Genomic DNA, 19669 nt, shown 5'->3' with positions numbered 1-19669 from the left:
GGTGCTTTAGCAGCCGCCCGCTTCCTGGTAGGTGGTCCTGTTTTCCTTGGGAGCCCACAGGTCCCTTTGGTCCAGGAAGGCCTCCAGTGTACCTTCCTGGTAGCAGTCCAGCAATTCAAGTACAGATTTAAGAGGCACCATAGGTCCGTGTACCTCAATCACTTGCCTGCTTATACTTTTCCTTTTGATTGCAGCTGTTTTGTCTAAAAACGCTTTCAATCTGTCAATAGCATCCATCGCTTACATCACTTGTGTATCAACGAAACCATAATTATTCTGCACTTTCCGGCGCTGCGTACCCCACCAGAGGCAGTCGCCGGCCTCGCTTATGTGGGTGGCCTCGGCGGGTGGTACGCCTGAGCTTTTCTTTTCTGACGATTTGTCCTTGCTGAACTTGTCCCCTGAGCGCACGATTCCTGCCTGTTGGCAGGAGATCTGCCAGGCTTTGCAGTTCGTCTTGTTGTAGATGAATTTACTCACCCGGTTGTCACCTGAGAAAGCCAGCTCCCAAAGGCGGTACCGGCTCATGTGGCTGGAGGCCTGGCCCAGGTAGTGCATGGTGACGGTCCAGCCGTTGCGCTCCAGCTCCAGTTTCCATTCATCCGCGAAACTCAGGTTGGTGCTGGCCGTTCTGGCCACGGCCGTATGGTCAAAGTAGTAGTTCACGTGGCGGGTGTGCATGTGCTTATAATACTCACAGAACCGTTTCACGCAGTCCTTCAGAACCAATGGCCTTTCCACGTAAAGCGAATTAAGGAAGCGGTATTGCCGCCCCCTGCGCTGCCCCACCACCACGGAGTTGATCGCGTTGTTGTAGTCACAGGCAATGTCCAGCGGCTGGTTTCTGTCCAGATCGGCATCCCAACGGCAGTCCTTCACCAGCGTTTGGCCCGGCTGTCGCTCCAGCAGGTCCACATAGTCATAGTTTACGGCATCATAGCCGTGCTCGTCCTCATTTAGCAAACCGTAGAATCCGTTCTCCACGGCCAGGATTCGGTTGTTGAGAACGGACAGCTGGAACACCAGATCAGTGAGGGAGCGCTTGAAGTTCTTGATCGGCTCTATGCCCAGGGCATGGATGTTATCCAGCGTCGAGGCATAGCTGCAGTAGACCGTGTTTTTCCGGAGCTCATTGCAGTAACCGTCAAACTTGTTGTACTCTTTCTGCAGTTTGAAGTGGTTGGATGGGCTGGTTTTGGCCATAAGGTCGCGCAGCTCCATCATCTTTACCTGGCATTGCAGGATTCCCTCAATGATCTCCGGGTCCATGAGCTCTTTGTAATCAAAGAGCCAGTTACCCTTAGACGTGTTGGGCATGTCAGAGCAGAACAGCAGGCTCAGGTAATTGCTCAGGTGGCCGAACACGTCAGCGTAGCCGGCCATGGTAAGCAAAGCCTCGTCCTTCAGTTTCTCATGGTTCAGGAGCTTGGCCTCATCTCCGGCCCCCCATTGCGTCCGGACACCGTTGATGCTGCCGGGCCTGTCCTGGCTCACCAGATAAACGCCTGAGCCGTTGAACCACTGGATATAGGTGTCATTCTTGAGCGGGCTCCGGTAGGCTTTCTGTATCTTCAGTTTCGCCGGGGGCGCTTTGCCTACCCAAAAATGCTCGTTCTCCCGGTAACCGAATTTCTCCCAGGCCGCAAACAGCGGAGGCAGCGTGCGTGTCAGCAGCTGCTCGTATGTGGTCCCGATCAGAAAGCCATTGCTCCGGGGCATCGTGAAGATGTTCCGGAGCGTGAAGCGGGCCATTGGTCCCTCGGTCTTACCGGTTGCCCTTCCCCACAGGATGATGTTGATCTGCGCGAAAATCAGCTCAAACATGAGCTGAGGCACGTTCATGTGCATCTTTTTCGCCGGTGCTTTCGGCTTATTCATTTGGGATTACCTCCGCATCCTGCGCCTCTCCTTCAATCATGAGGTCTTTGCGTTTTTTCGCCTCTTTCAATTTCTTCAGCTGTTCCTCCAGGTTGTCCGGAAGTTTCACATTCAGCAGCTCAGGGAAGAATCCTACCTCCACATTCTGCGGCTGCAGTTTGTCAACCGGGTAGGCCTCATTGTCCCCAATGAAGTCTTTGATGGCGTTGAGCATCCGGACTTCCACCAGACTGGCGGCCTTGTAATTGCGCGTGGCCAGAATGGCATTGCGGGTATCCATCATCATGCCCAGCACAATGTCAAACCAGAACATGCGGTTGGTTTGGGTCCCTGCCCCGAAGACTTCCTGGCAATCATCGAAGTCTTCCTGGGCGGTGTGCGCGGAATATTTCTTGCCGTCGCGGTTGTATTTCTTGACCAGCATGGGAATGACTTTCAGCCTGGAGCCGTACTTCCTGGTCAGCTCCAGGCAGGACTGCAGACGGTCCAGCTTTTCCTCCAGCGCCGGCGTGAGGGTTCCTTTCCCCTTGTAGAGGTGCTCAATGAGCACGTCCGCATCTGTCTGTGTGGTTAGGCGCCGGCTCATTGTTCGTTATCTATCTGCAGGTGTTGGAAATACTCAATGGCCATGATCTGGGCATCTTTGGAGCCCGATCTGGCCAGTTTGAAAATTGATTCCCTCACTTCAGCCTCGGCCATGAGCCTGCCCTTGGTGAGCGCAGTGCTCACCGGGCTTTCCGGAATGGCGGCGTGGTACTCAAAGTGCGGGTATGGGATGCCCACGATTAGGGCAATTTGTCGGTCGGTGAAAGCGAGCCTGGCATTATTCTCTATCTCGTTAATCACCTCTTCGTCCAGGATCTCTGCGTACATTTTCTGTCCTTTTAAATTTTAGTGGTTGCTCATTCAGGATCTCCTCTTCGATCCAGTCAATATTGAAAGCGGCGGTTTCCGTGTCGGTCAGGATCACCCCGGCCTCAATCCTGGGGTTTTTGGTGAAATTGGCGCTGGAGATGATGCTCACCGCCCATTCCTCATTGCAGATCACGGTTACCTTTGCGTGTATTTTGGTGAGTTTCTTGCGCTCAATCACGCTGTCTATGAGCTGGAATACCTTGGGGTTCCTGGCCTGGATGCGGTAGTCGAAGAGGCACGTGAGGCTGCGGATCAGTCCTTTCTCCGTGAAATCCAGAATGGCCCGCACCGGTTCTTCGGTGAGGCTCCAGGTGGTGATGTAGACATCGGCCGGCCCGGTCCTTTCGAGGATAAACTCCAGCAGGTCGTGGTTGCTCCATTGGCCACCGGTGGCGAATGGGATGATCTCCCCCTGCTGCAGCTCACCGATCACCTGGCGCAGCTGCTTGAGGCCTACCCCGCGGATGGAATCTTTCTTCCGGCCCCTGCTGCGGGTGGCCCGCCCTTTCACCGCCTGGTCTGTTTCCTCTTCCTGGCCTGGCTCTTTCCCGGGGATGCTCATGCCCGCCCTCAGTTCGCTTTTCCTAAACAGCATTGGCTTTCTCCAGTAATTGCTCCAGTCGGAATTTCTCCTGCTGCAGCTCCTTCAATTGTTCTTTCTTGGTGGGGTCGTTCTTGATGCGGGATATTTTCGGGCGGATGTTCTGGAGCATTTTCTCCAGCATGTAGCGGTCCAGCGCCTGGGCCTCCTCCTCCTGTTCTTCTGCCGGCATTGCCTGGTGCGGAAAATAGCCGTGTTTGGCCTTGTACTCCAGCATGGCCCATATCTCGCTGTTGCGGTCGTACAGGTCCAGGATCTTGAAGCAGACCGCTTTTCTTTTCTGCGGGTCGGTAAGGAAAGGAAGCTGTGATTTGAGGGCTGCGGCTACCTTGTTGGCCTCAGAGCGCTCTTTTACCAGCTGTTCTTCCACCCCGTCCGGATCTGCTGCGCTGGCCAGCTGCAGCAGGGCGGGTTTCTGTTCTTCCTGATCGGCCACACTCGCATAGAGCTGCTGCAGCTCTGCCAGCAAGCGGCCCCTGTTGTATTCGCTGGGCCCGGTAGCCAGGACCTTTTTAAGCAGGCTGCTGGAGCCGTACTTTTGGTACAGCTCCAGTCCCTTTTCATACACCTGGTTGCTTTCAATCCAGGCCATTAGTATTTCTCGCATCACGGTTCCTCCAGTGACACAAAATTGAGGTGTTGCCCTGGGCGGAAAAAGGACACCGTTTTTTAGCGGTTTTGGGCCTGTTTTTCCAAAAACAGGCCCAAAACAAAAGGGCCAGGTAGCTTGTACCTGGCCCTTTTGTTTATTTCTGCAGTGGCTTTCTCCTTTTCACCAGCCCATGTTTCCCGGAAGAGTAAATGGCGTTTGCCAGCTCCAGGCTCATTCCCTGGTAACTGACGGTACCGAAGCCGGGCACTCCCAAAATAGTTGGGGTGCCCGGCTTCAGGTAGTAGTGCCTGGCGGCTTCCTTACTCAGTTCCGGCATGGTTAGGCTGCCGGTGCTACTTCCAGCGGTACGGTTCCCGTGAAGATCAGAGCCGGTCCGTTGCTGGCGGCTTTGAAATTAAAGGTTGCGCCCCGGCGCTCCGTAGGAGTACCACCGGTGGTGATGCTTCCAGCTTCGCGGTAAGCCGGGTACAGTTTTGAGCCCACTACCCGCATCTGGCCCTGTGCGTCCATGGCCAAGAAGATGAAACCGCCGTTGTTGAATTTCTTCTTTGCCTTGAGCACCGCGGCGCTGTTGCCTGGGTGGAAGAAACCAAGGGTGGTTTCAAACGAACCGCCGTCACGCTCCCCTACCTCGTTATCTTCCACCTTACCGGTGTCTTTGGTGAAGTAGATTCGGCTCATTTTCTTGCCGGCTTTCATTTTGATGGCGGTGGCCGTCACGCCGTCTTCCGCGACGGTGATGCTCTCCACCTCTGAGGCTGGGGCTGCGTAGATCTCCCCTACCAGCCCGCCCATGTTCTCTGTCCCCTCTTCGAAAAGCAGATCCTCTAAAACTACTAATGTCATTTATTTAACTCTTAAGATACCAACTACACTTCCTCCAGTACCCCTGCGCCCATTTCCACGAGCTTATGCAGGATTTCAGAGTTATCTTCCACGTCTGTCGCTTTGTAGATCACCCCATCCAGGTTGAACTTCCCAACTTTGAAGCGGAAGGTGCGCGGTTCCTGATCGACGATGGTGATTTTGGCGGTATGGCCCTTAGAGGCTTTCGCCTCTGATTTCCCAAGCTGCTGCTGCAGCTCAGTAATGACCTGCACCGCCTCCTGCTCTACTTTCTCTTTCTCCAGCTGGATTCTGGCCACCTGCTCCTCGGCCGCGAAAACCCGGTCCTGTGATTTGGCCAATGCCTGCTTGAGCTCTGCCTCGCTGTTCTCCAGGATCTTGACTTTATCAAGTGCCTCCTGCAATTCTTTCTTTTCTGCTGCTGTCATTTTGATTTAAGGCAAACAGGAAAAGGAGCCTCAGCCTTACGGGGCTTACGGCTCCAGTTCCGTTATTTTTGGTCGTTCACCGCCAGGGCGCGGGAATGGATTTCTTTCAATTGGGTTCCTGCCTTGAAGTCCATCATTACTTTGATGGTCCGCTCAAACACCTGGGTGGTGATGTTGTTCTCGTCAGCGGCGCTGTCGAAACCGTACACCTTGTTTTCCATCGGTGTCACGATTAGGCGCTGGGAGCCAGCCAGGGCGGGCTCTCTGATCAGCTCACAGTTTGTGCCGTCCAGGAAGAGTTTGTTCTCCATGCCGCTGTAGTTGTTGTTCGCCCCATACTGGCCGCGGTACCGGCGCTGGTACCAGTCGTATAAAGTTGGGGCAAGCGGCATCTGCGTAGGCTTGGCTTTATAGGCCTCCCCCAGGTTGTCGTACACCATTTCGCAGGATTCAATGATGTTGGTTGGCGTGACGGCGCCGGTGATCACCGGAACGATGTTGTCTGCCAGAATCTCATTCTCTACCAATGTCAGCACGCCGTCTATGGTGTCGGCGGCGGTTTTACCGGCAGGGTTGTAAATCCCTTTGTAGACAGACATCAGGTAGACTTCCTCCTGGGCCTTTTCTACAATGTATTTCATGATGTACTCCTCGAAAGGCATCTGGTATGCGTCAGATCCTTTTTTGTTCACCTTGCCCAGCCAGGTCTTTTCCAGGTTGGAGGGAACAAGCACGAGGTCCACCTTCATTCCGCGCACTTTCAGCATGCGGGCCTTGAATTGCAGGGCATCGGGGGTTGGCTCAAACTTCTCGGCGTTGGCCGGCTTCACGATGTTGCCGATGCTCAGGCTAGGCAAAGGCACTTCGTCCTTCACATCATCCCAAAACTCAAATTTCCCCTCCAGGCTTTTGCTCTGTAGGGTTTCTGCGATTAGAACATCTTTGTCTTCTCTCAGATAAGCGCCCAACTCCTCGTTAAGCTCATCAATTTTAATTGCGCTCATTCTGCGTTATGTGAAATTATTGGTTGTCTGTTTTGGCCTCTCTTCTGGAGGTTAGGGCAGCTCTTTCCTGGGCTTTTCTGGCCCAGCTGGAGAGCGGGCGCTCTTGCTGCTTGCCTTGGATTTTGTCAGCGTCTTCCTGGATCAGGCTGCCTTTTGTTTTGCCGGCAGGTCCTTTCTGCAGCTCGGCGATTTTGGTGTTGGCGGTAGCCAGGTCCGCTTTCAGGGTGCGGATTTCCTCGGCCGATTCGGCCGCTTTCTCCTGGGCTTTCTCCAGCTCTGCCTCAGAGTGCGTGAGCTCAGATTCCATGGATTCAATTAAACCGGCCTCTACAAGGCTGGCCCCTACAATGCCTTTGGCGCTCAGCTCCGCGTTGGCGGCGGCTAATTGCGCTTCTGTCACCTCACCGGCGGCGATGCCAGCCAGTGCGGCTACTTTTTTGAATGGTGAAAACATCTGTCTTTTATTGGTGCTTGATTGTGTGCTGGATGTGGTTTCGCCCCCTAGTTCCTGGGCGCGTTTGATGACCTCCTCAAAGGATTTGATGCCGTCAATGAGGCCCATTTCCTGGGCTTCCTCGGCGAAGTACATGGCCCCGTAGAAAGCCTCGTCCTTGACCTGTGGGCGGTAATGGCGAACGGTCGCCTCAAAGCGGTCCCGGATAAAATCCAGTTCGGCTTTCAGGGGACCTTCATTGCCCTGGGCGAATTCGCGGTAGGGCCCGTTCTTCTCGGTTGATTTGGTCGCGTAGACCTGGATGCGCTTGCGGCCGGTTTTGGCCTGTTCCTCGGTATCATCCACCAGTCCCTGGTAGACACCGATGGACCCCACCTGGTCGGTGGCTCGGCTGCAGTAGATTTCATCGGCTGGGACGAAAGCCCAAACGCCGGCGCTGGCCAGCATGCCGTCATTGACAAAAAGCAGAACCGGTACCGGGCAGGCGGCCACGGCATCGGAAAGTGTGTCTGTTCCGTAGACCTGGCCCCCTGGGGTATCAGCGCGGACCACAATGGCTTTGATGTTCGGGTGATTGCCTACACGGGTCAGATGCTCCGCGAAGCTCATGGTGCCCATGCTTCCGCATGTGTCATATTTGAGAACGGGCCCCTCAAAATCTACCACCCCTACTGAACCTTGGGGCACGTCCTCTAATCTTGTGTAATTGGTTACCTGGACGGTCCCGGCCATGGCGGCCAGGAACGCGTCCGGCTTTTCAAAATTTCCATCTGCGCGAGTGCCGACTGCCTCCCCCCTCAAAAATCTCTCAGCCACATGCAGGTTAGCCTCTGCATAGCTGGGCTCTATCATCCAAACTGATCGGAGTAGGGCACTGGCGAGATGGAAATTGTTTTTCATAAAAAGCCTGGTACTTGAACTTTGCGGTTACAAAGCTCAAGCGCCGCCTTTCCTAGAAAAAGGACATCGCTTTTTAGGCTGTTTTGGGCCTTTTTTCAGAAAAAGAGGGTAAAAAAAAAGGCGAGCAGATCTGCTCGCCTTTTTCGGTATCCTTTTTTCAAATGGTTTTTTCTAAAAAATCCAGACTGTGCATGATGATCTGCGGCGCTGGAGGCACCAGCTTCACGCGCAGCACCGCGCCCTCGAAAGCGGAACGCTCCACCGGTTTCACCCTGGTGGCAATCCCCCTGATCTGGCTACCAAGATCTTTCCTGATCCGGACGGCCGCACCTTTCAGTTCCCCGGCCATCAGCTCGTGTAGTCGTTTCTGAGCCAGTACCGGCGCTTGATCCAGCGGGCGGTCACCGCCCTGGCATTGTTGGCGGCCGCGTCAAAACCTGGCATGCCTGAGCAGACCCCGGCCAAATCAACCAAAGGCTTATCAAAGTAGTAGAACACGCCCCACGTGGCCGGGGCCAGCAGGCCGCCATTATCTGCGCCGGCATACGCTTCGGCCCCGTTGCCCGGCTTGTTCACCTGGGAGCTCCACATCATCTGGAAAGAGAGCCGGTTCGGGTTTCTGGTGACCGATAGGTTGGCTCCGTCATGGGGCTGGCCATTGTAATAGTCCGGCACGTTCATGTTGGCGATGTTCGGCCCCACGTAGCTGGTGTTGAACTCCAGGTTATGGAAAAGGTCCACGCCCTCAATCTCACCGAGTGCCCCTCCGTTTACCTGCAGCCAGTCCTCCTCAATATAGCCCAGCGTTTGGTTCAGGGGCACGGAAACGGCATCGCCTATGATCTGCAGCTCCGGGCTGAAGAAGGCGTTCGGGTTGTCCGGGTCAATGTTGGCCCGGCCGTTGATGCTGGAGTCAATGTAGGTGCCGATCCCTAATTCCACGTTGCCTATGTTGCCGTTGCTGTACGTGGTAGCTCCTGTGCGCAGGTTGGGGCTGCTCGCCTTAACGGTGTAGTCGCCCAATTCCTTTGAATTGTACTCGGGGTTTGCGGAAAATGAGTTTGGGAAGTGGCCAGGGTATGCCGGTTTCGGTGGGTTAGATGTTGGATTTCCCGCCCAAAGTTCCTGCAGCGAATTGTAGGTAATATACGGGTTGCCCTCATAGCCCGCGGTATTATAGACCTGTACCCGTATTTTGCCCCTTAAATTGTTGAAGTTGTGGTTGGTGGTGTTGTCGGTGCTGCGAATCGTGAAAACAGATTCCTCGTCAAAGTCATTGTTGTAGGTGTGGTCTAGCTGTGCCGCGCTGGGGCTGATGCCGGTGATCTGGGAATTGAAGACCTTGCACCCGAACATTTTCGGGGCCACCACACTTGACACCACCCCCTCCAGTACGCAGTTGGTGAAGGTGTAAGCGTAGTTTCCCGCGCCGAGGGTGCAGTTCCTGAGCTTCGCGCCGTTGCAGTTGAAGCTGGAGCCAGATGAGTTGTCGGTCACTCGCATGATCTGGTAGTTCCTGAATTCAAAATTCCCCAAAAAGTTAAACGGCCTCCTGGTCATGATGAACTGGTTAGATCCGGATGCTTTGAACACCACTTTGCCTTCGGCAATAATATTGTAGGTCACGGACAATGAGGGCTGCGAAACATTGATACTTTCCTCATACACGCCCTCACCGATGATAATGGCCACCAACCCAGTGTGCCCTGCGTTGGTCGCGGTGAAAATCACCTGGCTGACGCTTGCCTTGGGCGCGTCGGGGCTGGTGCCGGGGTTGCTGTCGCTGCCCGCCTTGCTGCAAAAATAGACGGCCGTGTAGTTCACGAGCGTCAGATGTTTCCTGAAGTTGTGCATCTCTTATTTCTCAATTAGGGTTTCCTCCACAGAGGAGACAGCGCCCCAGGCGGGGTGCGTGATGGGGTTGATGTAGGTGTATTCCATAGTGTAGACGTGCGTCTCGGTCTCCCAGCGCTGGACCAGAACCCGGTTGTTGTTCTCGTCCACCGGCTCCGTGAGCTGCGTGGGCTCCCCGTTGTCCTGCACCTGGAACATCAGGCCGATGTTCTCCTCAATATTTAGTACTCTCATATTAGCTGTATTGACCTGTTACTGTGATGCTCCCCGAATTATAGCCTGCCTTGTAGGTGATTTTCCAATCAAACAGATCACCCGCGGCGTGGCCAATATTTATATCCGTACCGTTAGGCACGTTCACCCATCCACCGCCATTTTTCCTGTAGCTGACTGCATTTATGGCTATCTGTGGCCAATAAACGCGTTTAAGCGTGCCGGCCCGGTGTAAGTAATTAAGGCCCGTTACTTCTGAGATAAGGGGGAAAGTGATACTGTAGCGGTAGGTGTTCAGGGCCGCGACTTCTGCGGCTGTGATCAACCGGCTCCCTTGTACCTGGTCAACTTTATTGTTTACTTTATCATCTACCTTCTTTATCTCGGTGCCAATGAATTCATTGACAGACTGGAATTTGCCGGCAATGGAAGCGTTCTGGTCCCAGGTGCCGATGATTTGCGAAAAGGAAATTTCCTGGCCGTCCAGCTTCACCAGCTCCCAATAGGCGTTGGCCACCGTTGGGCCGCTGGAGCTGTTGAAGGCCGATTTCGTTCTCCAGAGTTTGCCGACGAAGATGTAGTAGCAATCCGCCGTCAATGCTCCAGGTGCCCAAATCCCCCGGAATTTTCCCTCCAGGGCGAAGTTTGACACTTTGATTTTATAGGTAGTGCCGCTAGGTCCCTCCATCAGCAGCCAGGCCTCGGGTATCGGTGCACCGGCTTCGTTTTTTATGTCTTTAATTTTCATGGCTATATCTCCAGGTATTTATCATCAATCGTGAGCCATATATCCGGTAAAGTGAAAGTGCTGCCTGCAGGCACGATTCCCAGGGTGTTCCCGTTCACGTCCTTTATTGTGACCGGTCCGCCTCCAGATCCTGTATTGCCTGGTGTGGGGGTTGGTCCCTCTTCGGAAACAGTGAATGTGCCCACGAAGAATTTCGCGGGTTCGGTGGATGTGCCTTTAAAGGAGAAATTATATCCGTTCCGGATGCTGGGCGCGCTGCCGGTGTCCAGTTTCCGCGTGATCATCAGGAAATCCTCTGTATTCCCGATCAGGCGGCATTGGTTGTTCGCGTCAATGGCCAACAGCACCATTTTTTTACCGCGCAGTTTTAGCCAGGCTTTTGCCAGCTGGAGGTTGTCTTTTGCCCTGAATCCCTTCACTTCCTGCGTGTACAGGTAGCCGTGGGGGGTCCGTTCCTCCTCTTCCGTGAAACTGGTGGTGTATGGGGTGGGAATAAAAAAATGCCACTCAGTTCCTGGTGACAAGGTAATGGTTCCCTCTAGCAGCAGCCCATCTGTGGGCTGCTGCTCTAGTAGATTCTTCTGCTCAATGAAAAAAAGCCTGGTAATTCCTCCCAGGTTCTCCCCCTCTAAACCAACGATATTCTGCATTGCTCTGTAATTAAACAAAGCTAGCGCTGTTGGGAGGGCTTAAAAAGGACAGGCTTAGGCAACCAGCTTCAAAGGCCTTGCTTCCTGTACCTCAGTGATTTTGTTGAGTTTTCTTTCCCGGTAACGGTCGTAGCTTTTCTTCATGGTTTCGAAGGGATAGTCCTCTTCGCTCATGTTGTATTTCTCCCGAAACTTCAGGAATGCCTTGGCTCGGCTGCTGCTTCCGTACTCTAAGGCATAGTCCACATAGGCGTGAAATTCTGAGCGGATGATTCCCTCCACGAAATTGTTGAAGTCTACCATCCCCTGGGGCGTTAGCTTAAAGCCCATGATCACGATTTCGTCCACCTTCACAGACACCTGGAATATTGCCGTATAGCGTTTCAGGTAGTTGTGGTACTGAATATCATCCAGCGGCCGGCGCATGAGCGTATTCAGAAACAGGCCGAAAGCGTCCAGCTTGCTTAATTTGTAGATTTCATTCTCCTGCAAAAACAGAGAGGCTTCCAGGTATTTAAGTGTGTAAGGCTTTACTGCAATAGATAGAGTGGTTGTTGTCATAAAGGGGGTAGAGTTCCCCTTCCTGTGTTTGTCCGCCGTGCTCACAGAAAAAGGAAAACATCGCGCTAAAAGTTCATTACAAAAATGTGCGCATAATGCTAAATGAAAAAAGACCGGGCTATTAGTCAGATAGCGGTCGGTCTTATTCTAATTCCTTGTCTGTTTGTACTAAATTAAGCAATTAGGGCTGTTTTTACAAGATAGCTTAAATCAAAAAGCGCAAAAACTCTATATTTTTAGGGACAAACCTGACTGCGATTTTTTCTAAAAACTTCAATTTCGGCAGGGACAAACCTGACTGCGATTTTTTTTATTTATTTTCTTCCGCTTGGCGTTTCTCTTTCAGGTAATTGTATACTGTTCCGTAGCCGATTTTCAGGGCTTTTGCGATCTGGTTGGGGCTTTTCTTTTTCTTGTGCAGCTCCAGTATTTTCAGCCTGGTGCTATCATCCAGTCTTGGTCTGCTGATCCTTTTCCCTTCCCCTTTGGCTCTGGCCATGCCGGCTTTCACGTTCTCGCTGATCAGCTGGCTCCCGAACTCAGCCATGCCCGCGATCATGTGGAAGAAGAGTTTACCGTGGGCGGTTGTCGTGTCTACCTGTTCCATGTAGGAAATGAAGTCTACACCCAGGGCGTTGAAGTTGGCCAGGCTGGTTACCAGCTCCTGCATAGACCGGGCGAAGCGGTCATATCTGAAAACCAGTACCACATCCACTTTCCGCTGCATGGTTATTTCCTGCAGCTGCTTATAAGCCGGTCTTTTCTCGGTCCGTTTTCCGCTGGCCTGGTCTACCAGCTCTGCGACTACCTGGTAGTTTCTCCTGGTGCAGTACTCCCTGAGCGGGACCAGCTGGGTTTCCGGATTCTGGTCTTTGTCAATGGTGCTCACTCTGGCGTATATAGCTACTCTTTTCATTTGCCGAATATTAAATTTTGTAGCCATTGCGGCAGATAAGTGATTTTATTGTTGGCTCTGGCCAGTAGATGTTCCCTTTCTCGCTTACGTTCTCTATCCTCCGGAAAAGTATGGCAATGGCCACAATACTGGTGTGTAATGTCATTGGAGTTGTAGCTGGTGCGGCCGCAGTCAGGGCAGGTGAAAGATTTGTTTTCCATTGTCTGTTAAAGTTTTGGGGCTGTTTTCTGAAAAACAGCCCCAAAATCTTATTTGAATATATCTTGCAGCAATAGTTTCTTCCCTTTTTGGCTAGCTTCAAACAAGGCCCACGCCCCTAGAAAACTAGCCATATTCTGTATTGAATTATCAAGGCCCCTTAATTCTATGAATTCCTGAATCGCCTGTCGTGGTGACAATCCCATAAAATTTGTTTTTGCCGCTACATACCCATACATCAAATAAGTTTCAGGATCTTCCGGTCTAACCTCTTCTGTTACCTCCTTTCCAATTTCCCCTACTTTCTTTATTAACTGAGCAGCTAACCATTCGCCGAAGCCTACTTTTCTATTTTGCGCTACAGCTGGTTGAAATTCAACGTTTAGGGTAATTGTTGTGCTATTATTTTCAGTTTCGCGCTCTGCATTGATAAATATCTTCTGGTTTGTCTGATCAGTGAATTCTATTCTTGCTGTTTCCATTATTCAATAATCTTAAAAATTGCTGCTACTATATTGATTGTTGCTAAAATGATTGAGGTCCAGACTAGGAATCTATAGGACCTTTTAATTTCCCTGCTTATTTCTGTGCTCTGCTCTAAAATTGTTTTTCTGCAGACTTCACAGATGCAGTTTTCTGCATGCCCAGTTTCAAATTTCTTCATGTTCTCCTATTAATGCCTTTGCAAAATCTGTTTCTTTAAATTCTAGCCAATGCCGGTAAAACTCTTGGACTACCTTTTCAGATGGAGCCGAAAGATTTTTCTCCAGGAAGAAGTATTTGATTGCATCCCAGGCATTGCAACTTGTTGTTTCCATTTTCCCTATTATGTAGCCCATCATGATGCACCTGTGCGTTTGTGAATTAGGATCTACCCTCATTGTATTCATTGAAATTTTGGACCTTTAATTTTACCTCATTATAAATGTGTTCAGCATTTATCAGTTTCCTTCCGCTGTAGTCCTGTTTACTGGCCGCTTCTTTTAGAATTTCCTCATTAATTAGCCCCAGCTCAGGTGCCTTGATCGTTGCCAGTAACCAATGCAGCTTTCTCTCACAGATATCTGAGAAAAGCACATATATATCACTACCATAAATTTCAAACTGGTCCAGTTTCATTATGTAGTAGAATCCACCAGCTATTTGGTTTGGGTCTACTAAATGGCCATGCTTTGCCATTTCTATCAAGGCCATTAAAGCCCCAGGATTTCCGCTACTCATTACAGCTATTGCCTCTGCGAAATCTGCATTCGGTTGTATTCTCATGTTAATGTTTAATTATTAGATTCTATAAAACACTTCTTATAAGAAACTCTTCTGCTGAAGCTTCGGAGAAATCCCGCACATAAGCCTTGGCCGCATCGGCATTGGCAAAGTCATGCGACTCATAAACTATTCCTTCATCTTCGTCTGGATCACCCTCATAGTGTTTCCATGCCTGGACAACAACTATCTCTTCATTCTCCTCAGTGCGGTCTCTATAAATTAGAACTTCTGTTTCTGCTGTTTTTACAATTTTGTGGTTCATGATTATGGTCTTTAGTGGTGGTAATAACTTTAGGTTAATTGAGCATAGCCCTTTTCAGTATTCATTTTGTTTGCCGTTTTTTTTGCATTTGCATAAAGAGTAAAACACTCTTTTGCAAAGCAGTCATTTGGGTTGCTCACCTTGGCTCTGAAAGGCATGTACTGAGGCTTGCCATTACTGCCTGTAATTCCAATAGCCCAAACAGATTCTCCTCTTTGTTTTGGGTCCCCTTCTCTGGTTGTTATCATAAATCATTATGTTAATCTTCAAACTGCTCAAGTATCACAATCACATCATCTAGCAGATTGTCAATTTCAGTAAGAGAATTTGAGGCTGCTTCATTATTAAAATCATCAAGATAAGTGACGTTTTCTAGGTCGCTTTTTATTTGCTGGACCTCGGCCGCTTTAGCCGCGATCATTTTCTTTATTTCTGGTGTCATTTAGGATCTCCTTTTTGATAGGTTAAAATCAAGGTTTAAAAAGTGGCTTTGCGGCCTTTGGGCGGGGTGTGGCGTAGACACCCTTTTTGACAGGTATCAGTAGTTTTTTTTTACCATTGTGAAAAATGTCCTGGTGAAATGCTCGTGCTCGTCCAGATCACTGAACGTTAACTCATAGACCGCTCCTCCCTCGCTGGTGTTCTCCATTCGCTCCCCTTCCAGAAGACCGAGCTCCAGTTCTGCCTTGAGCTGGGGGCCCAAGATCTTATAGGCACCATTGTCCAGTTCTACCCTGCAGTGCAGTACCCCTTCCTTGAAAGTGTAGTGCATTCCTATTTTATGTGTCATTTGGTTATTTCCATTCTGGCCATGATTGCTTTGCCTTTCATTGTGAAGAACATTTGGCTGGCCACTTTCTCCAGATCAGGAATCTGCAGCGCTTCATCTATTCCTGGGATGGTAATTCTGAAAATGCCCTGGTACTTCATGAAGATTAGCCTCACCATATCGCTGTCCTAATATTCCCGTTCCACCGTGTAGGTGGCATAGTGTTTCCCTTTGATGTGCATCCTGCTCATGGCCACAATGGTGTTTTTTTTCCTGAATAGCAGTACCTGGTGTTGCTCCACCATGATAATTCTGCAGAAGTCACATTCTAGATCTTTTAAAATGTTCATGCGGGTGTGTTTGTTAAGTGGTCTATTTTCATTTTGATGTTGGCAAAGTATCTGGCCAGCTCCCCCAACTTTTCCAGAAAGTATTCCTCCTCTGAGAGTTTGTAGCAGTTGAGCATGCTGGTTTCTGTGTATTCACTGTTTGCTTTGTGCTCCACCCTGGCGGTGTACAGGTCCCCATCCCTGTAAAAGCAGGTGTAGATGTAGGAGCGCCGGCTGATGATCTTTATCTGTTCCGTGCCGTCTGTGCTCTGCAGGAACTTAGGGTACAGTTCCTTTTTTGGAAGTTTTGATGATTCGCCCATTTTCGGTGTTTATAGCTGTTTCTTATTTTACCCGGATACCGTGAAAAAACAGTAAGACAGTAAGAAACCATTGAAGTGGCTGTTTTACAGCTGTTTATTGTCTTACTGTTTAGTTAGATCAGAAAGAAGAGTAAGAAAATTAGCGGCAGTTTTATTCTGAGGCGTTTTTTGGTGGGTTTTTCTTCTTACTGTTTCTTACTATTTCTTACTAAAAAAGTATAAATAGTAAGAAGCTAACCTTTTCAGCCCCAACTTTTTAAACTCGTTTTCTTACTGTCTTACCGTTTTTCAGACATTTTCTCCATCCTGTAGCAAAGGCCCCAAAAAAAAGTGCAGTTGGATTGCACTTTTCCTTTTGGTAAGATGCTTTGCTACTTGATGAAATCCTCCCGTTTGAAAGTGTAGACCTTGCCACTTGCGTATTTCCATTCGACGTTGAAAGAAGGCAGAAGTCCTTCCTCTCCCTCATTCTCCACCACATCTACCATGGGCAGTGGGTAACGGAAGTGTTCGCTCGTTTTGCTTGGTTTCAGGTTAAGGTCCCTCTTGAGGCTCACCATCACTTCGTAAGCGGAGATTTTATCTGTTTTCTCCCTATACCGGAGCGCCTCGCATAGTCTGAGCCTGTCAATCAGTATTTCAGTCTCGTTGTGTTCCTGGAAGCGGTCAATGATGTAATCCTTGATCATGGCCACTAACGGCGGGGTGCTGTTTTCCTTCACTCTGGCCAGCGCCTCGGTTTCGACTGCTTCATCCGGAATGGCAAATCTGCTGGTGGTGGTGAAGTGCTCCAGCTTCCTGTTTCTGAGGAAATGCAGAAATGCGGGAATTTCCCGCACCATTTCACTCATCAGGTCATTGTTTTTATTCTTGATCTTGCCCACCTCCAGCACGAACCATTTGTTCTCGTCTTCATTGATATTGGCGAAATCAAAGATGTGGTTGGTAGTCATGATCAGCTTTACCCGGTTGATCACTGGCCGGGCGCTCACCATTTTGTCATTGAAATTCGCATAGTCGGTGGTCACCATGCTTTTGATCGCCTCAATGATGGTTGGGTCTTCAATTTTACCTTCATCAACGCCTACTAAAGATTTGACAATGTAGGGGTTAAACTGTGACCGGAAATCTGTTGCCCCGATGATGGACATGTTCTGCCCGAAGACGGCGCGCATGAAGGATAGAAAAGTTGATTTACCGGTTTCGTTTTCCCTGCTCACCAATGCCAGGATTCTCTGTTTCTGTTTTGGCTTGGTGTAATACATCTGGATCATGTCCAAGCCAACGCTCAATTTTGAATTTCCCCCGTTGTAGAAAATGTGCTCCAGGAATCCCCGTATGGTGCTCCAGTCTCCGTCTTGCGGCTCATGCTCCAATGGGTAGGCGAGGTTCATTAACTTAAAGCGGCCCTGGATCACGTGCTCCTGTTTGAAATTCAGGAAATCGGGCTCGTTGCAGAATGCTTCGTAGTCCGGTATTTGAAGCATCAGCTCTTTGGCCTGTTTCTCCGTTTTCCCCTGACGCATGAAATCGCTGATTATCCTGGATTCTGTGCGCACATCCCTCACCGGCTCAGGCAGCCCCTTGCTGTTTAGCTCAAAGTAAAGTTTAGCGTATCTGTTCCCTACCAGCACGTAATCTTTCACAATGCCAGGAAGAACCATTTTCAGTTCGTCTTCTTCGTCATTGTATTTGTATTGGTCACCTAAAAAGTAAAATGGCTCATTCCCCAGGGCATCGGAATGAGCGTTGTAGAATTGTTTTGCGTTTGATACCTTGAAGTAATCGTGTATGTCCTCAATGTTTTTGAGGTCTTTTTCAAGGTCCTGGATCTGAAAATATTTTGAGGCTTCCCTGAGTTTGAACAGATCCTCAACAACTTCCATTTCATTGCCTTTTTGGGCAATTAGCACATCATCCAGCCCTTTCTGGCCAATATCCTCCTTCACATGAGCGTAGAAGCAGTTTGGCCTGTTTTTCAGTTCCTTGGTTGCTTTCTTGAAGGCCCACACCGCGTTGGCGAAGTTCATCGGCCGCTGGCCAGCATCAGCCAGGTATTTCATATTTGCGTCCCTGGCGTCAGCATCCTGCAGGTAAACAAGATTCTGCACCTGGCAATTCTCAAGTACTTTTTTTACGATTGGGTGTAGGTCTTTTTTCCCCCTTGCCCTGGTCCCGTATATTCCGTTTATCCCTATGGCAAAAATCCCGTGCATTGCTCCTTTGAGGGCTTTTAGGCTTCCCTCCACTAGGACCAATACCGGGATGATAAATTTACTTTTGCTGCAAGCTGCCTCAATTACGGGGGTTGTGAGATATGGCAACGCCGGCGCATCGGCCGGCAGTTTATATTTGTTATCCCCGAAGGGTTTCTGGAGCCTTATATTATAATAGGCTACCGTTTCAATGGTTTCTACTCCTGTTTTCTCGTGGACCTGCTTTTCTTTCGTGGTCATGGCCACATAAGCATCACCTTCTTTTTTCAGGTCCAGGTATAGTATTCCAAGGTCATTTTTACCTGCAGCTGTGAGTAGTCTTTTCTTCTGTGGTTCTTCCGATCCGGGGAAGACAACCATTATTTCATTTTGTTCTTTAGTGAGCCCTAACTCCTGCAGCCTGGTTTTCCAGTATGGCAATGTTTTTTCTTCCGTGTTTGTCATTTTTCCTTCCATTAGGGGGTACTCTGCTATTGATTTTTTAGGTAGGCAATTGCCTTAAATGCTTCTGGATCTAGGTTGTTTTTTAAGTCCTCCAGGTCCATTTCTACCAGTTTTATTGAATCCTCAGCCTGCCTGTCGCATGCGTCGAATGTTTCCTGGCTGATCAGCTGCAGCTCCCTGTCTTTCTTTAGCTCCTCCCTGGTGCCAATCAGTAGTTTCCGGACATCTACTAGAAACTTTGCGTGGTAGTATTGTGCGTCTTTCATGATGGGCTAGCTTAATTTGTGTTTTGTGATAATCATTCTGCTTTCATTATCCTCCATCAGCGAGATTTCACTGACACTTTTGTTCATTAGCTCAGCCAGCCATTTTTCCAGATTCTCCTTCTCCAGTACTGTCAGCTCGTTTTTGCCTTTATTTTCCATTATCTGGTAAAATCTCTTCCTGGCCACCCCTAGTTTTTCCAGAAGTACTTCGCTTGGCTTCATGGTTTCCAGGCCTAGATCTGTCAGTATTATCTTCAGTCTGTTCCTGCGCTCCATGAAATACACCTTCCGATTTCTCTGCTTCGGTGCTTCTCCTTTAGGTTTTTTTTCAGCTACCATTTTTTTTAGCGTTTTGCCTAATTTTTTTAGAACTGTCTTTTTGTGTTCATGAAATTGCTATACCTTTATACGTATAAGCTATTCCGTTGAACAAATATGTTCAAATATATTTTATAATCAACGCCTGTGTTCAAAAAAAGGCAAATGTGTAAACACATAGCAGAGGAATTTTGGGCTATGGATCACAAAGGAGAAATACTGGAGAAAGCCGTGCGTGAAAGCGGCATTAGGATCGCGGACCTAGCTAAGAAATTGAGAATTAGCAGGGGTACACTCTACAACAGATTTGAAGAATACAATCTGGATTGGAGCTTTATGTCTGAAGTTGGTAAAATAATTAATAAAGACTTTAGCTATCTTTTTACAGATATTCCTAAGTCAGTTAGTAATCTGAACAATGATGTTCAAGATAATGCACAGGAGTTTAAAACATTGAGTGATTGTACTAAAGAGTTGCTTGCTACTCAGCGTAAGTACATTGCTTTACTGGAACGGCATAACCAATTGCTGGAGTCCAGATAGTTTCCTCTTCCCTTTTAAGTTGGTTTTGAAGGTATCTCTCCCGCCTGATCTGCAACGAATCTGCAACAAACCCACCTTAAAAAAGCGCCTAAATGGGCGCGCAACAACTCATGTTTACTGCAACAACCCTATTAAAATTGTGGCCTGGTAGCCT

General features: G+C 49.5%; 34 protein-coding genes. 1 reads left to right on the top strand and 33 read right to left on the bottom strand.

Annotated features, from left to right (window positions below; all coding sequences use genetic code 11):
- Positions 1-6 precede the first annotated feature (6 nt).
- The 33 genes from EFA69_RS20455 to EFA69_RS16025 all read right to left on the bottom strand — a co-directional run bounded on the left by EFA69_RS20455 (position 7) and on the right by EFA69_RS16025 (position 18993).
- Positions 7-162, bottom strand: coding sequence for a hypothetical protein (locus EFA69_RS20455; protein WP_221175759.1), 156 nt, complete (start codon positions 160-162; stop codon positions 7-9).
- A gap of 78 nt (positions 163-240) precedes the next feature.
- A complete protein-coding gene (locus tag EFA69_RS16165) occupies positions 241-1878 on the bottom strand; it encodes a hypothetical protein (protein WP_148041390.1) in 1638 nt (545 codons plus the stop codon).
- Complete coding sequence (locus EFA69_RS16160) at positions 1871-2464, bottom strand: hypothetical protein (RefSeq protein WP_123134121.1); 594 nt, start codon at positions 2462-2464, stop codon at positions 1871-1873. The genes EFA69_RS16165 and EFA69_RS16160 overlap by 8 nt, the downstream gene beginning before the upstream one ends.
- On the bottom strand, positions 2461-2751 hold the full coding sequence (locus EFA69_RS16155) for a hypothetical protein (RefSeq protein ID WP_123134120.1): 291 nt from the start codon (positions 2749-2751) through the stop codon (positions 2461-2463). The genes EFA69_RS16160 and EFA69_RS16155 overlap by 4 nt, the downstream gene beginning before the upstream one ends.
- Positions 2717-3388, bottom strand: a complete 672-nt coding sequence (locus tag EFA69_RS16150) for a phospholipase D-like domain-containing protein (RefSeq protein WP_123134119.1) — start codon at positions 3386-3388, stop codon at positions 2717-2719. Before EFA69_RS16150 ends, EFA69_RS16155 begins: the two co-directional genes overlap by 35 nt.
- Entirely contained in the window at positions 3378-4001 is a 624-nt protein-coding gene (locus EFA69_RS16145) for a hypothetical protein (protein ID WP_148041389.1), read from the bottom strand. Before EFA69_RS16145 ends, EFA69_RS16150 begins: the two co-directional genes overlap by 11 nt.
- A gap of 139 nt (positions 4002-4140) precedes the next feature.
- Entirely contained in the window at positions 4141-4323 is a 183-nt protein-coding gene (locus EFA69_RS16140) for a hypothetical protein (RefSeq protein WP_123134117.1), read from the bottom strand.
- Positions 4324-4325: 2 nt separating this feature from the next.
- Entirely contained in the window at positions 4326-4853 is a 528-nt protein-coding gene (locus tag EFA69_RS16135; protein ID WP_123134116.1) for a hypothetical protein, read from the bottom strand.
- Positions 4854-4876: 23 nt separating this feature from the next.
- Positions 4877-5281, bottom strand: coding sequence for a hypothetical protein (locus tag EFA69_RS16130; protein ID WP_123134115.1), 405 nt, complete (start codon positions 5279-5281; stop codon positions 4877-4879).
- Between the two features lie 62 nt (positions 5282-5343).
- The gene (locus tag EFA69_RS16125) at positions 5344-6285 is read right to left on the bottom strand and encodes a hypothetical protein (protein WP_123134114.1); all 942 of its coding nucleotides are present in this window, start codon (positions 6283-6285) and stop codon (positions 5344-5346) included.
- A 16-nt stretch (positions 6286-6301) separates the two neighbouring features.
- Positions 6302-7471 carry a S49 family peptidase gene (locus EFA69_RS16120; RefSeq protein ID WP_183906829.1) on the bottom strand — a complete coding sequence of 390 codons (1170 nt, stop codon included), beginning with the start codon at positions 7469-7471 and terminating at the stop codon, positions 6302-6304.
- 325 nt (positions 7472-7796) lie between these two features.
- Positions 7797-7988, bottom strand: coding sequence for a hypothetical protein (locus EFA69_RS16115; RefSeq protein WP_123134112.1), 192 nt, complete (start codon positions 7986-7988; stop codon positions 7797-7799).
- Positions 7988-9493, bottom strand: a complete 1506-nt coding sequence (locus EFA69_RS16110; RefSeq protein ID WP_123134111.1) for a hypothetical protein — start codon at positions 9491-9493, stop codon at positions 7988-7990. The genes EFA69_RS16115 and EFA69_RS16110 overlap by 1 nt, the downstream gene beginning before the upstream one ends.
- A gap of 3 nt (positions 9494-9496) precedes the next feature.
- A complete protein-coding gene (locus EFA69_RS16105; RefSeq protein WP_123134110.1) occupies positions 9497-9727 on the bottom strand; it encodes a hypothetical protein in 231 nt (76 codons plus the stop codon).
- 1 nt (position 9728) lies between these two features.
- Positions 9729-10454, bottom strand: a complete 726-nt coding sequence (locus tag EFA69_RS16100) for a hypothetical protein (RefSeq protein WP_123134109.1) — start codon at positions 10452-10454, stop codon at positions 9729-9731.
- 2 nt (positions 10455-10456) lie between these two features.
- Positions 10457-11104 (bottom strand): hypothetical protein, encoded by a 648-nt coding sequence (locus tag EFA69_RS16095; RefSeq protein ID WP_123134108.1) that lies wholly within the window; start codon positions 11102-11104, stop codon positions 10457-10459.
- Between the two features lie 54 nt (positions 11105-11158).
- Positions 11159-11665 carry a hypothetical protein gene (locus EFA69_RS16090; protein ID WP_123134107.1) on the bottom strand — a complete coding sequence of 169 codons (507 nt, stop codon included), beginning with the start codon at positions 11663-11665 and terminating at the stop codon, positions 11159-11161.
- 310 nt (positions 11666-11975) lie between these two features.
- Positions 11976-12581 (bottom strand): recombinase family protein, encoded by a 606-nt coding sequence (locus EFA69_RS16085; RefSeq protein WP_245964606.1) that lies wholly within the window; start codon positions 12579-12581, stop codon positions 11976-11978.
- Between the two features lie 10 nt (positions 12582-12591).
- On the bottom strand, positions 12592-12726 hold the full coding sequence (locus EFA69_RS20625) for a hypothetical protein (protein ID WP_262696993.1): 135 nt from the start codon (positions 12724-12726) through the stop codon (positions 12592-12594).
- Positions 12727-12829: 103 nt separating this feature from the next.
- Positions 12830-13261: a hypothetical protein gene (locus EFA69_RS16080; RefSeq protein ID WP_123134105.1), complete on the bottom strand. Its 432-nt coding sequence runs from the start codon at positions 13259-13261 to the stop codon at positions 12830-12832.
- A complete protein-coding gene (locus tag EFA69_RS16075) occupies positions 13261-13443 on the bottom strand; it encodes a hypothetical protein (RefSeq protein ID WP_123134104.1) in 183 nt (60 codons plus the stop codon). The genes EFA69_RS16080 and EFA69_RS16075 overlap by 1 nt, the downstream gene beginning before the upstream one ends.
- Positions 13430-13621, bottom strand: a complete 192-nt coding sequence (locus EFA69_RS16070) for a hypothetical protein (protein ID WP_123134103.1) — start codon at positions 13619-13621, stop codon at positions 13430-13432. The genes EFA69_RS16075 and EFA69_RS16070 overlap by 14 nt, the downstream gene beginning before the upstream one ends.
- A gap of 22 nt (positions 13622-13643) precedes the next feature.
- On the bottom strand, positions 13644-14045 hold the full coding sequence (locus EFA69_RS16065) for a hypothetical protein (RefSeq protein ID WP_123134102.1): 402 nt from the start codon (positions 14043-14045) through the stop codon (positions 13644-13646).
- Between the two features lie 22 nt (positions 14046-14067).
- Entirely contained in the window at positions 14068-14307 is a 240-nt protein-coding gene (locus tag EFA69_RS16060; protein WP_123134101.1) for a hypothetical protein, read from the bottom strand.
- Between the two features lie 29 nt (positions 14308-14336).
- Positions 14337-14555, bottom strand: a complete 219-nt coding sequence (locus tag EFA69_RS16055) for a hypothetical protein (RefSeq protein WP_123134100.1) — start codon at positions 14553-14555, stop codon at positions 14337-14339.
- An 11-nt stretch (positions 14556-14566) separates the two neighbouring features.
- Positions 14567-14749 (bottom strand): hypothetical protein, encoded by a 183-nt coding sequence (locus tag EFA69_RS16050; protein WP_123134099.1) that lies wholly within the window; start codon positions 14747-14749, stop codon positions 14567-14569.
- Positions 14750-14845: 96 nt separating this feature from the next.
- The gene (locus EFA69_RS16045; protein WP_123134098.1) at positions 14846-15097 is read right to left on the bottom strand and encodes a hypothetical protein; all 252 of its coding nucleotides are present in this window, start codon (positions 15095-15097) and stop codon (positions 14846-14848) included.
- On the bottom strand, positions 15094-15255 hold the full coding sequence (locus EFA69_RS20360; protein ID WP_183906827.1) for a hypothetical protein: 162 nt from the start codon (positions 15253-15255) through the stop codon (positions 15094-15096). The genes EFA69_RS16045 and EFA69_RS20360 overlap by 4 nt, the downstream gene beginning before the upstream one ends.
- A 9-nt stretch (positions 15256-15264) precedes the next feature.
- Positions 15265-15426, bottom strand: a complete 162-nt coding sequence (locus EFA69_RS20355; RefSeq protein WP_183906825.1) for a hypothetical protein — start codon at positions 15424-15426, stop codon at positions 15265-15267.
- The gene (locus EFA69_RS16040; protein ID WP_123134097.1) at positions 15423-15728 is read right to left on the bottom strand and encodes a hypothetical protein; all 306 of its coding nucleotides are present in this window, start codon (positions 15726-15728) and stop codon (positions 15423-15425) included. Before EFA69_RS16040 ends, EFA69_RS20355 begins: the two co-directional genes overlap by 4 nt.
- A gap of 371 nt (positions 15729-16099) precedes the next feature.
- A complete protein-coding gene (locus EFA69_RS16035) occupies positions 16100-18184 on the bottom strand; it encodes a DUF5906 domain-containing protein (RefSeq protein WP_183906824.1) in 2085 nt (694 codons plus the stop codon).
- A 230-nt stretch (positions 18185-18414) separates the two neighbouring features.
- On the bottom strand, positions 18415-18654 hold the full coding sequence (locus EFA69_RS16030; RefSeq protein ID WP_123134095.1) for a hypothetical protein: 240 nt from the start codon (positions 18652-18654) through the stop codon (positions 18415-18417).
- A gap of 6 nt (positions 18655-18660) precedes the next feature.
- A complete protein-coding gene (locus EFA69_RS16025; RefSeq protein ID WP_123134094.1) occupies positions 18661-18993 on the bottom strand; it encodes a hypothetical protein in 333 nt (110 codons plus the stop codon).
- A gap of 177 nt (positions 18994-19170) precedes the next feature.
- Between EFA69_RS16025 and EFA69_RS16020 the strand changes: the two genes are divergently transcribed.
- The gene (locus EFA69_RS16020) at positions 19171-19515 is read left to right on the top strand and encodes a helix-turn-helix domain-containing protein (protein ID WP_183906822.1); all 345 of its coding nucleotides are present in this window, start codon (positions 19171-19173) and stop codon (positions 19513-19515) included.
- Positions 19516-19669 lie beyond the last annotated feature (154 nt).

This window comes from Rufibacter immobilis (assembly GCF_003721565.1).
Classification (GTDB): Bacteria; Bacteroidota; Bacteroidia; order Cytophagales; family Hymenobacteraceae; genus Nibribacter; species Nibribacter immobilis.
The sequence above is the reverse complement of the archived record's forward strand: the minus strand, read 5'-3'. Positions and strand labels throughout refer to the sequence as shown.

Coding starts and splice junctions, on each gene's coding strand:
- EFA69_RS16165 (WP_148041390.1), bottom strand. CDS start 1,878: ATGAATAAGCCGAAAGCACCGGCGAAAAAGATGCACATGAACGTGCCT.
- EFA69_RS16160 (WP_123134121.1), bottom strand. CDS start 2,464: ATGAGCCGGCGCCTAACCACACAGACAGATGCGGACGTGCTCATTGAG.
- EFA69_RS16155 (WP_123134120.1), bottom strand. CDS start 2,751: ATGTACGCAGAGATCCTGGACGAAGAGGTGATTAACGAGATAGAGAAT.
- EFA69_RS16150 (WP_123134119.1), bottom strand. CDS start 3,388: ATGCTGTTTAGGAAAAGCGAACTGAGGGCGGGCATGAGCATCCCCGGG.
- EFA69_RS16145 (WP_148041389.1), bottom strand. CDS start 4,001: ATGCGAGAAATACTAATGGCCTGGATTGAAAGCAACCAGGTGTATGAA.
- EFA69_RS16140 (WP_123134117.1), bottom strand. CDS start 4,323: ATGCCGGAACTGAGTAAGGAAGCCGCCAGGCACTACTACCTGAAGCCG.
- EFA69_RS16135 (WP_123134116.1), bottom strand. CDS start 4,853: ATGACATTAGTAGTTTTAGAGGATCTGCTTTTCGAAGAGGGGACAGAG.
- EFA69_RS16130 (WP_123134115.1), bottom strand. CDS start 5,281: ATGACAGCAGCAGAAAAGAAAGAATTGCAGGAGGCACTTGATAAAGTC.
- EFA69_RS16125 (WP_123134114.1), bottom strand. CDS start 6,285: ATGAGCGCAATTAAAATTGATGAGCTTAACGAGGAGTTGGGCGCTTAT.
- EFA69_RS16120 (WP_183906829.1), bottom strand. CDS start 7,471: ATGGCCGGGACCGTCCAGGTAACCAATTACACAAGATTAGAGGACGTG.
- EFA69_RS16115 (WP_123134112.1), bottom strand. CDS start 7,988: ATGGCCGGGGAACTGAAAGGTGCGGCCGTCCGGATCAGGAAAGATCTT.
- EFA69_RS16110 (WP_123134111.1), bottom strand. CDS start 9,493: ATGCACAACTTCAGGAAACATCTGACGCTCGTGAACTACACGGCCGTC.
- EFA69_RS16105 (WP_123134110.1), bottom strand. CDS start 9,727: ATGAGAGTACTAAATATTGAGGAGAACATCGGCCTGATGTTCCAGGTG.
- EFA69_RS16100 (WP_123134109.1), bottom strand. CDS start 10,454: ATGAAAATTAAAGACATAAAAAACGAAGCCGGTGCACCGATACCCGAG.
- EFA69_RS16095 (WP_123134108.1), bottom strand. CDS start 11,104: ATGCAGAATATCGTTGGTTTAGAGGGGGAGAACCTGGGAGGAATTACC.
- EFA69_RS16090 (WP_123134107.1), bottom strand. CDS start 11,665: ATGACAACAACCACTCTATCTATTGCAGTAAAGCCTTACACACTTAAA.
- EFA69_RS16085 (WP_245964606.1), bottom strand. CDS start 12,581: ATGAAAAGAGTAGCTATATACGCCAGAGTGAGCACCATTGACAAAGAC.
- EFA69_RS20625 (WP_262696993.1), bottom strand. CDS start 12,726: ATGACATTACACACCAGTATTGTGGCCATTGCCATACTTTTCCGGAGG.
- EFA69_RS16080 (WP_123134105.1), bottom strand. CDS start 13,261: ATGGAAACAGCAAGAATAGAATTCACTGATCAGACAAACCAGAAGATA.
- EFA69_RS16075 (WP_123134104.1), bottom strand. CDS start 13,443: ATGAAGAAATTTGAAACTGGGCATGCAGAAAACTGCATCTGTGAAGTC.
- EFA69_RS16070 (WP_123134103.1), bottom strand. CDS start 13,621: ATGATGGGCTACATAATAGGGAAAATGGAAACAACAAGTTGCAATGCC.
- EFA69_RS16065 (WP_123134102.1), bottom strand. CDS start 14,045: ATGAGAATACAACCGAATGCAGATTTCGCAGAGGCAATAGCTGTAATG.
- EFA69_RS16060 (WP_123134101.1), bottom strand. CDS start 14,307: ATGAACCACAAAATTGTAAAAACAGCAGAAACAGAAGTTCTAATTTAT.
- EFA69_RS16055 (WP_123134100.1), bottom strand. CDS start 14,555: ATGATAACAACCAGAGAAGGGGACCCAAAACAAAGAGGAGAATCTGTT.
- EFA69_RS16050 (WP_123134099.1), bottom strand. CDS start 14,749: ATGACACCAGAAATAAAGAAAATGATCGCGGCTAAAGCGGCCGAGGTC.
- EFA69_RS16045 (WP_123134098.1), bottom strand. CDS start 15,097: ATGACACATAAAATAGGAATGCACTACACTTTCAAGGAAGGGGTACTG.
- EFA69_RS20360 (WP_183906827.1), bottom strand. CDS start 15,255: ATGGTGAGGCTAATCTTCATGAAGTACCAGGGCATTTTCAGAATTACC.
- EFA69_RS20355 (WP_183906825.1), bottom strand. CDS start 15,426: ATGAACATTTTAAAAGATCTAGAATGTGACTTCTGCAGAATTATCATG.
- EFA69_RS16040 (WP_123134097.1), bottom strand. CDS start 15,728: ATGGGCGAATCATCAAAACTTCCAAAAAAGGAACTGTACCCTAAGTTC.
- EFA69_RS16035 (WP_183906824.1), bottom strand. CDS start 18,184: ATGACCACGAAAGAAAAGCAGGTCCACGAGAAAACAGGAGTAGAAACC.
- EFA69_RS16030 (WP_123134095.1), bottom strand. CDS start 18,654: ATGAAAGACGCACAATACTACCACGCAAAGTTTCTAGTAGATGTCCGG.
- EFA69_RS16025 (WP_123134094.1), bottom strand. CDS start 18,993: ATGGTAGCTGAAAAAAAACCTAAAGGAGAAGCACCGAAGCAGAGAAAT.
- EFA69_RS16020 (WP_183906822.1), top strand. CDS start 19,171: ATGGATCACAAAGGAGAAATACTGGAGAAAGCCGTGCGTGAAAGCGGC.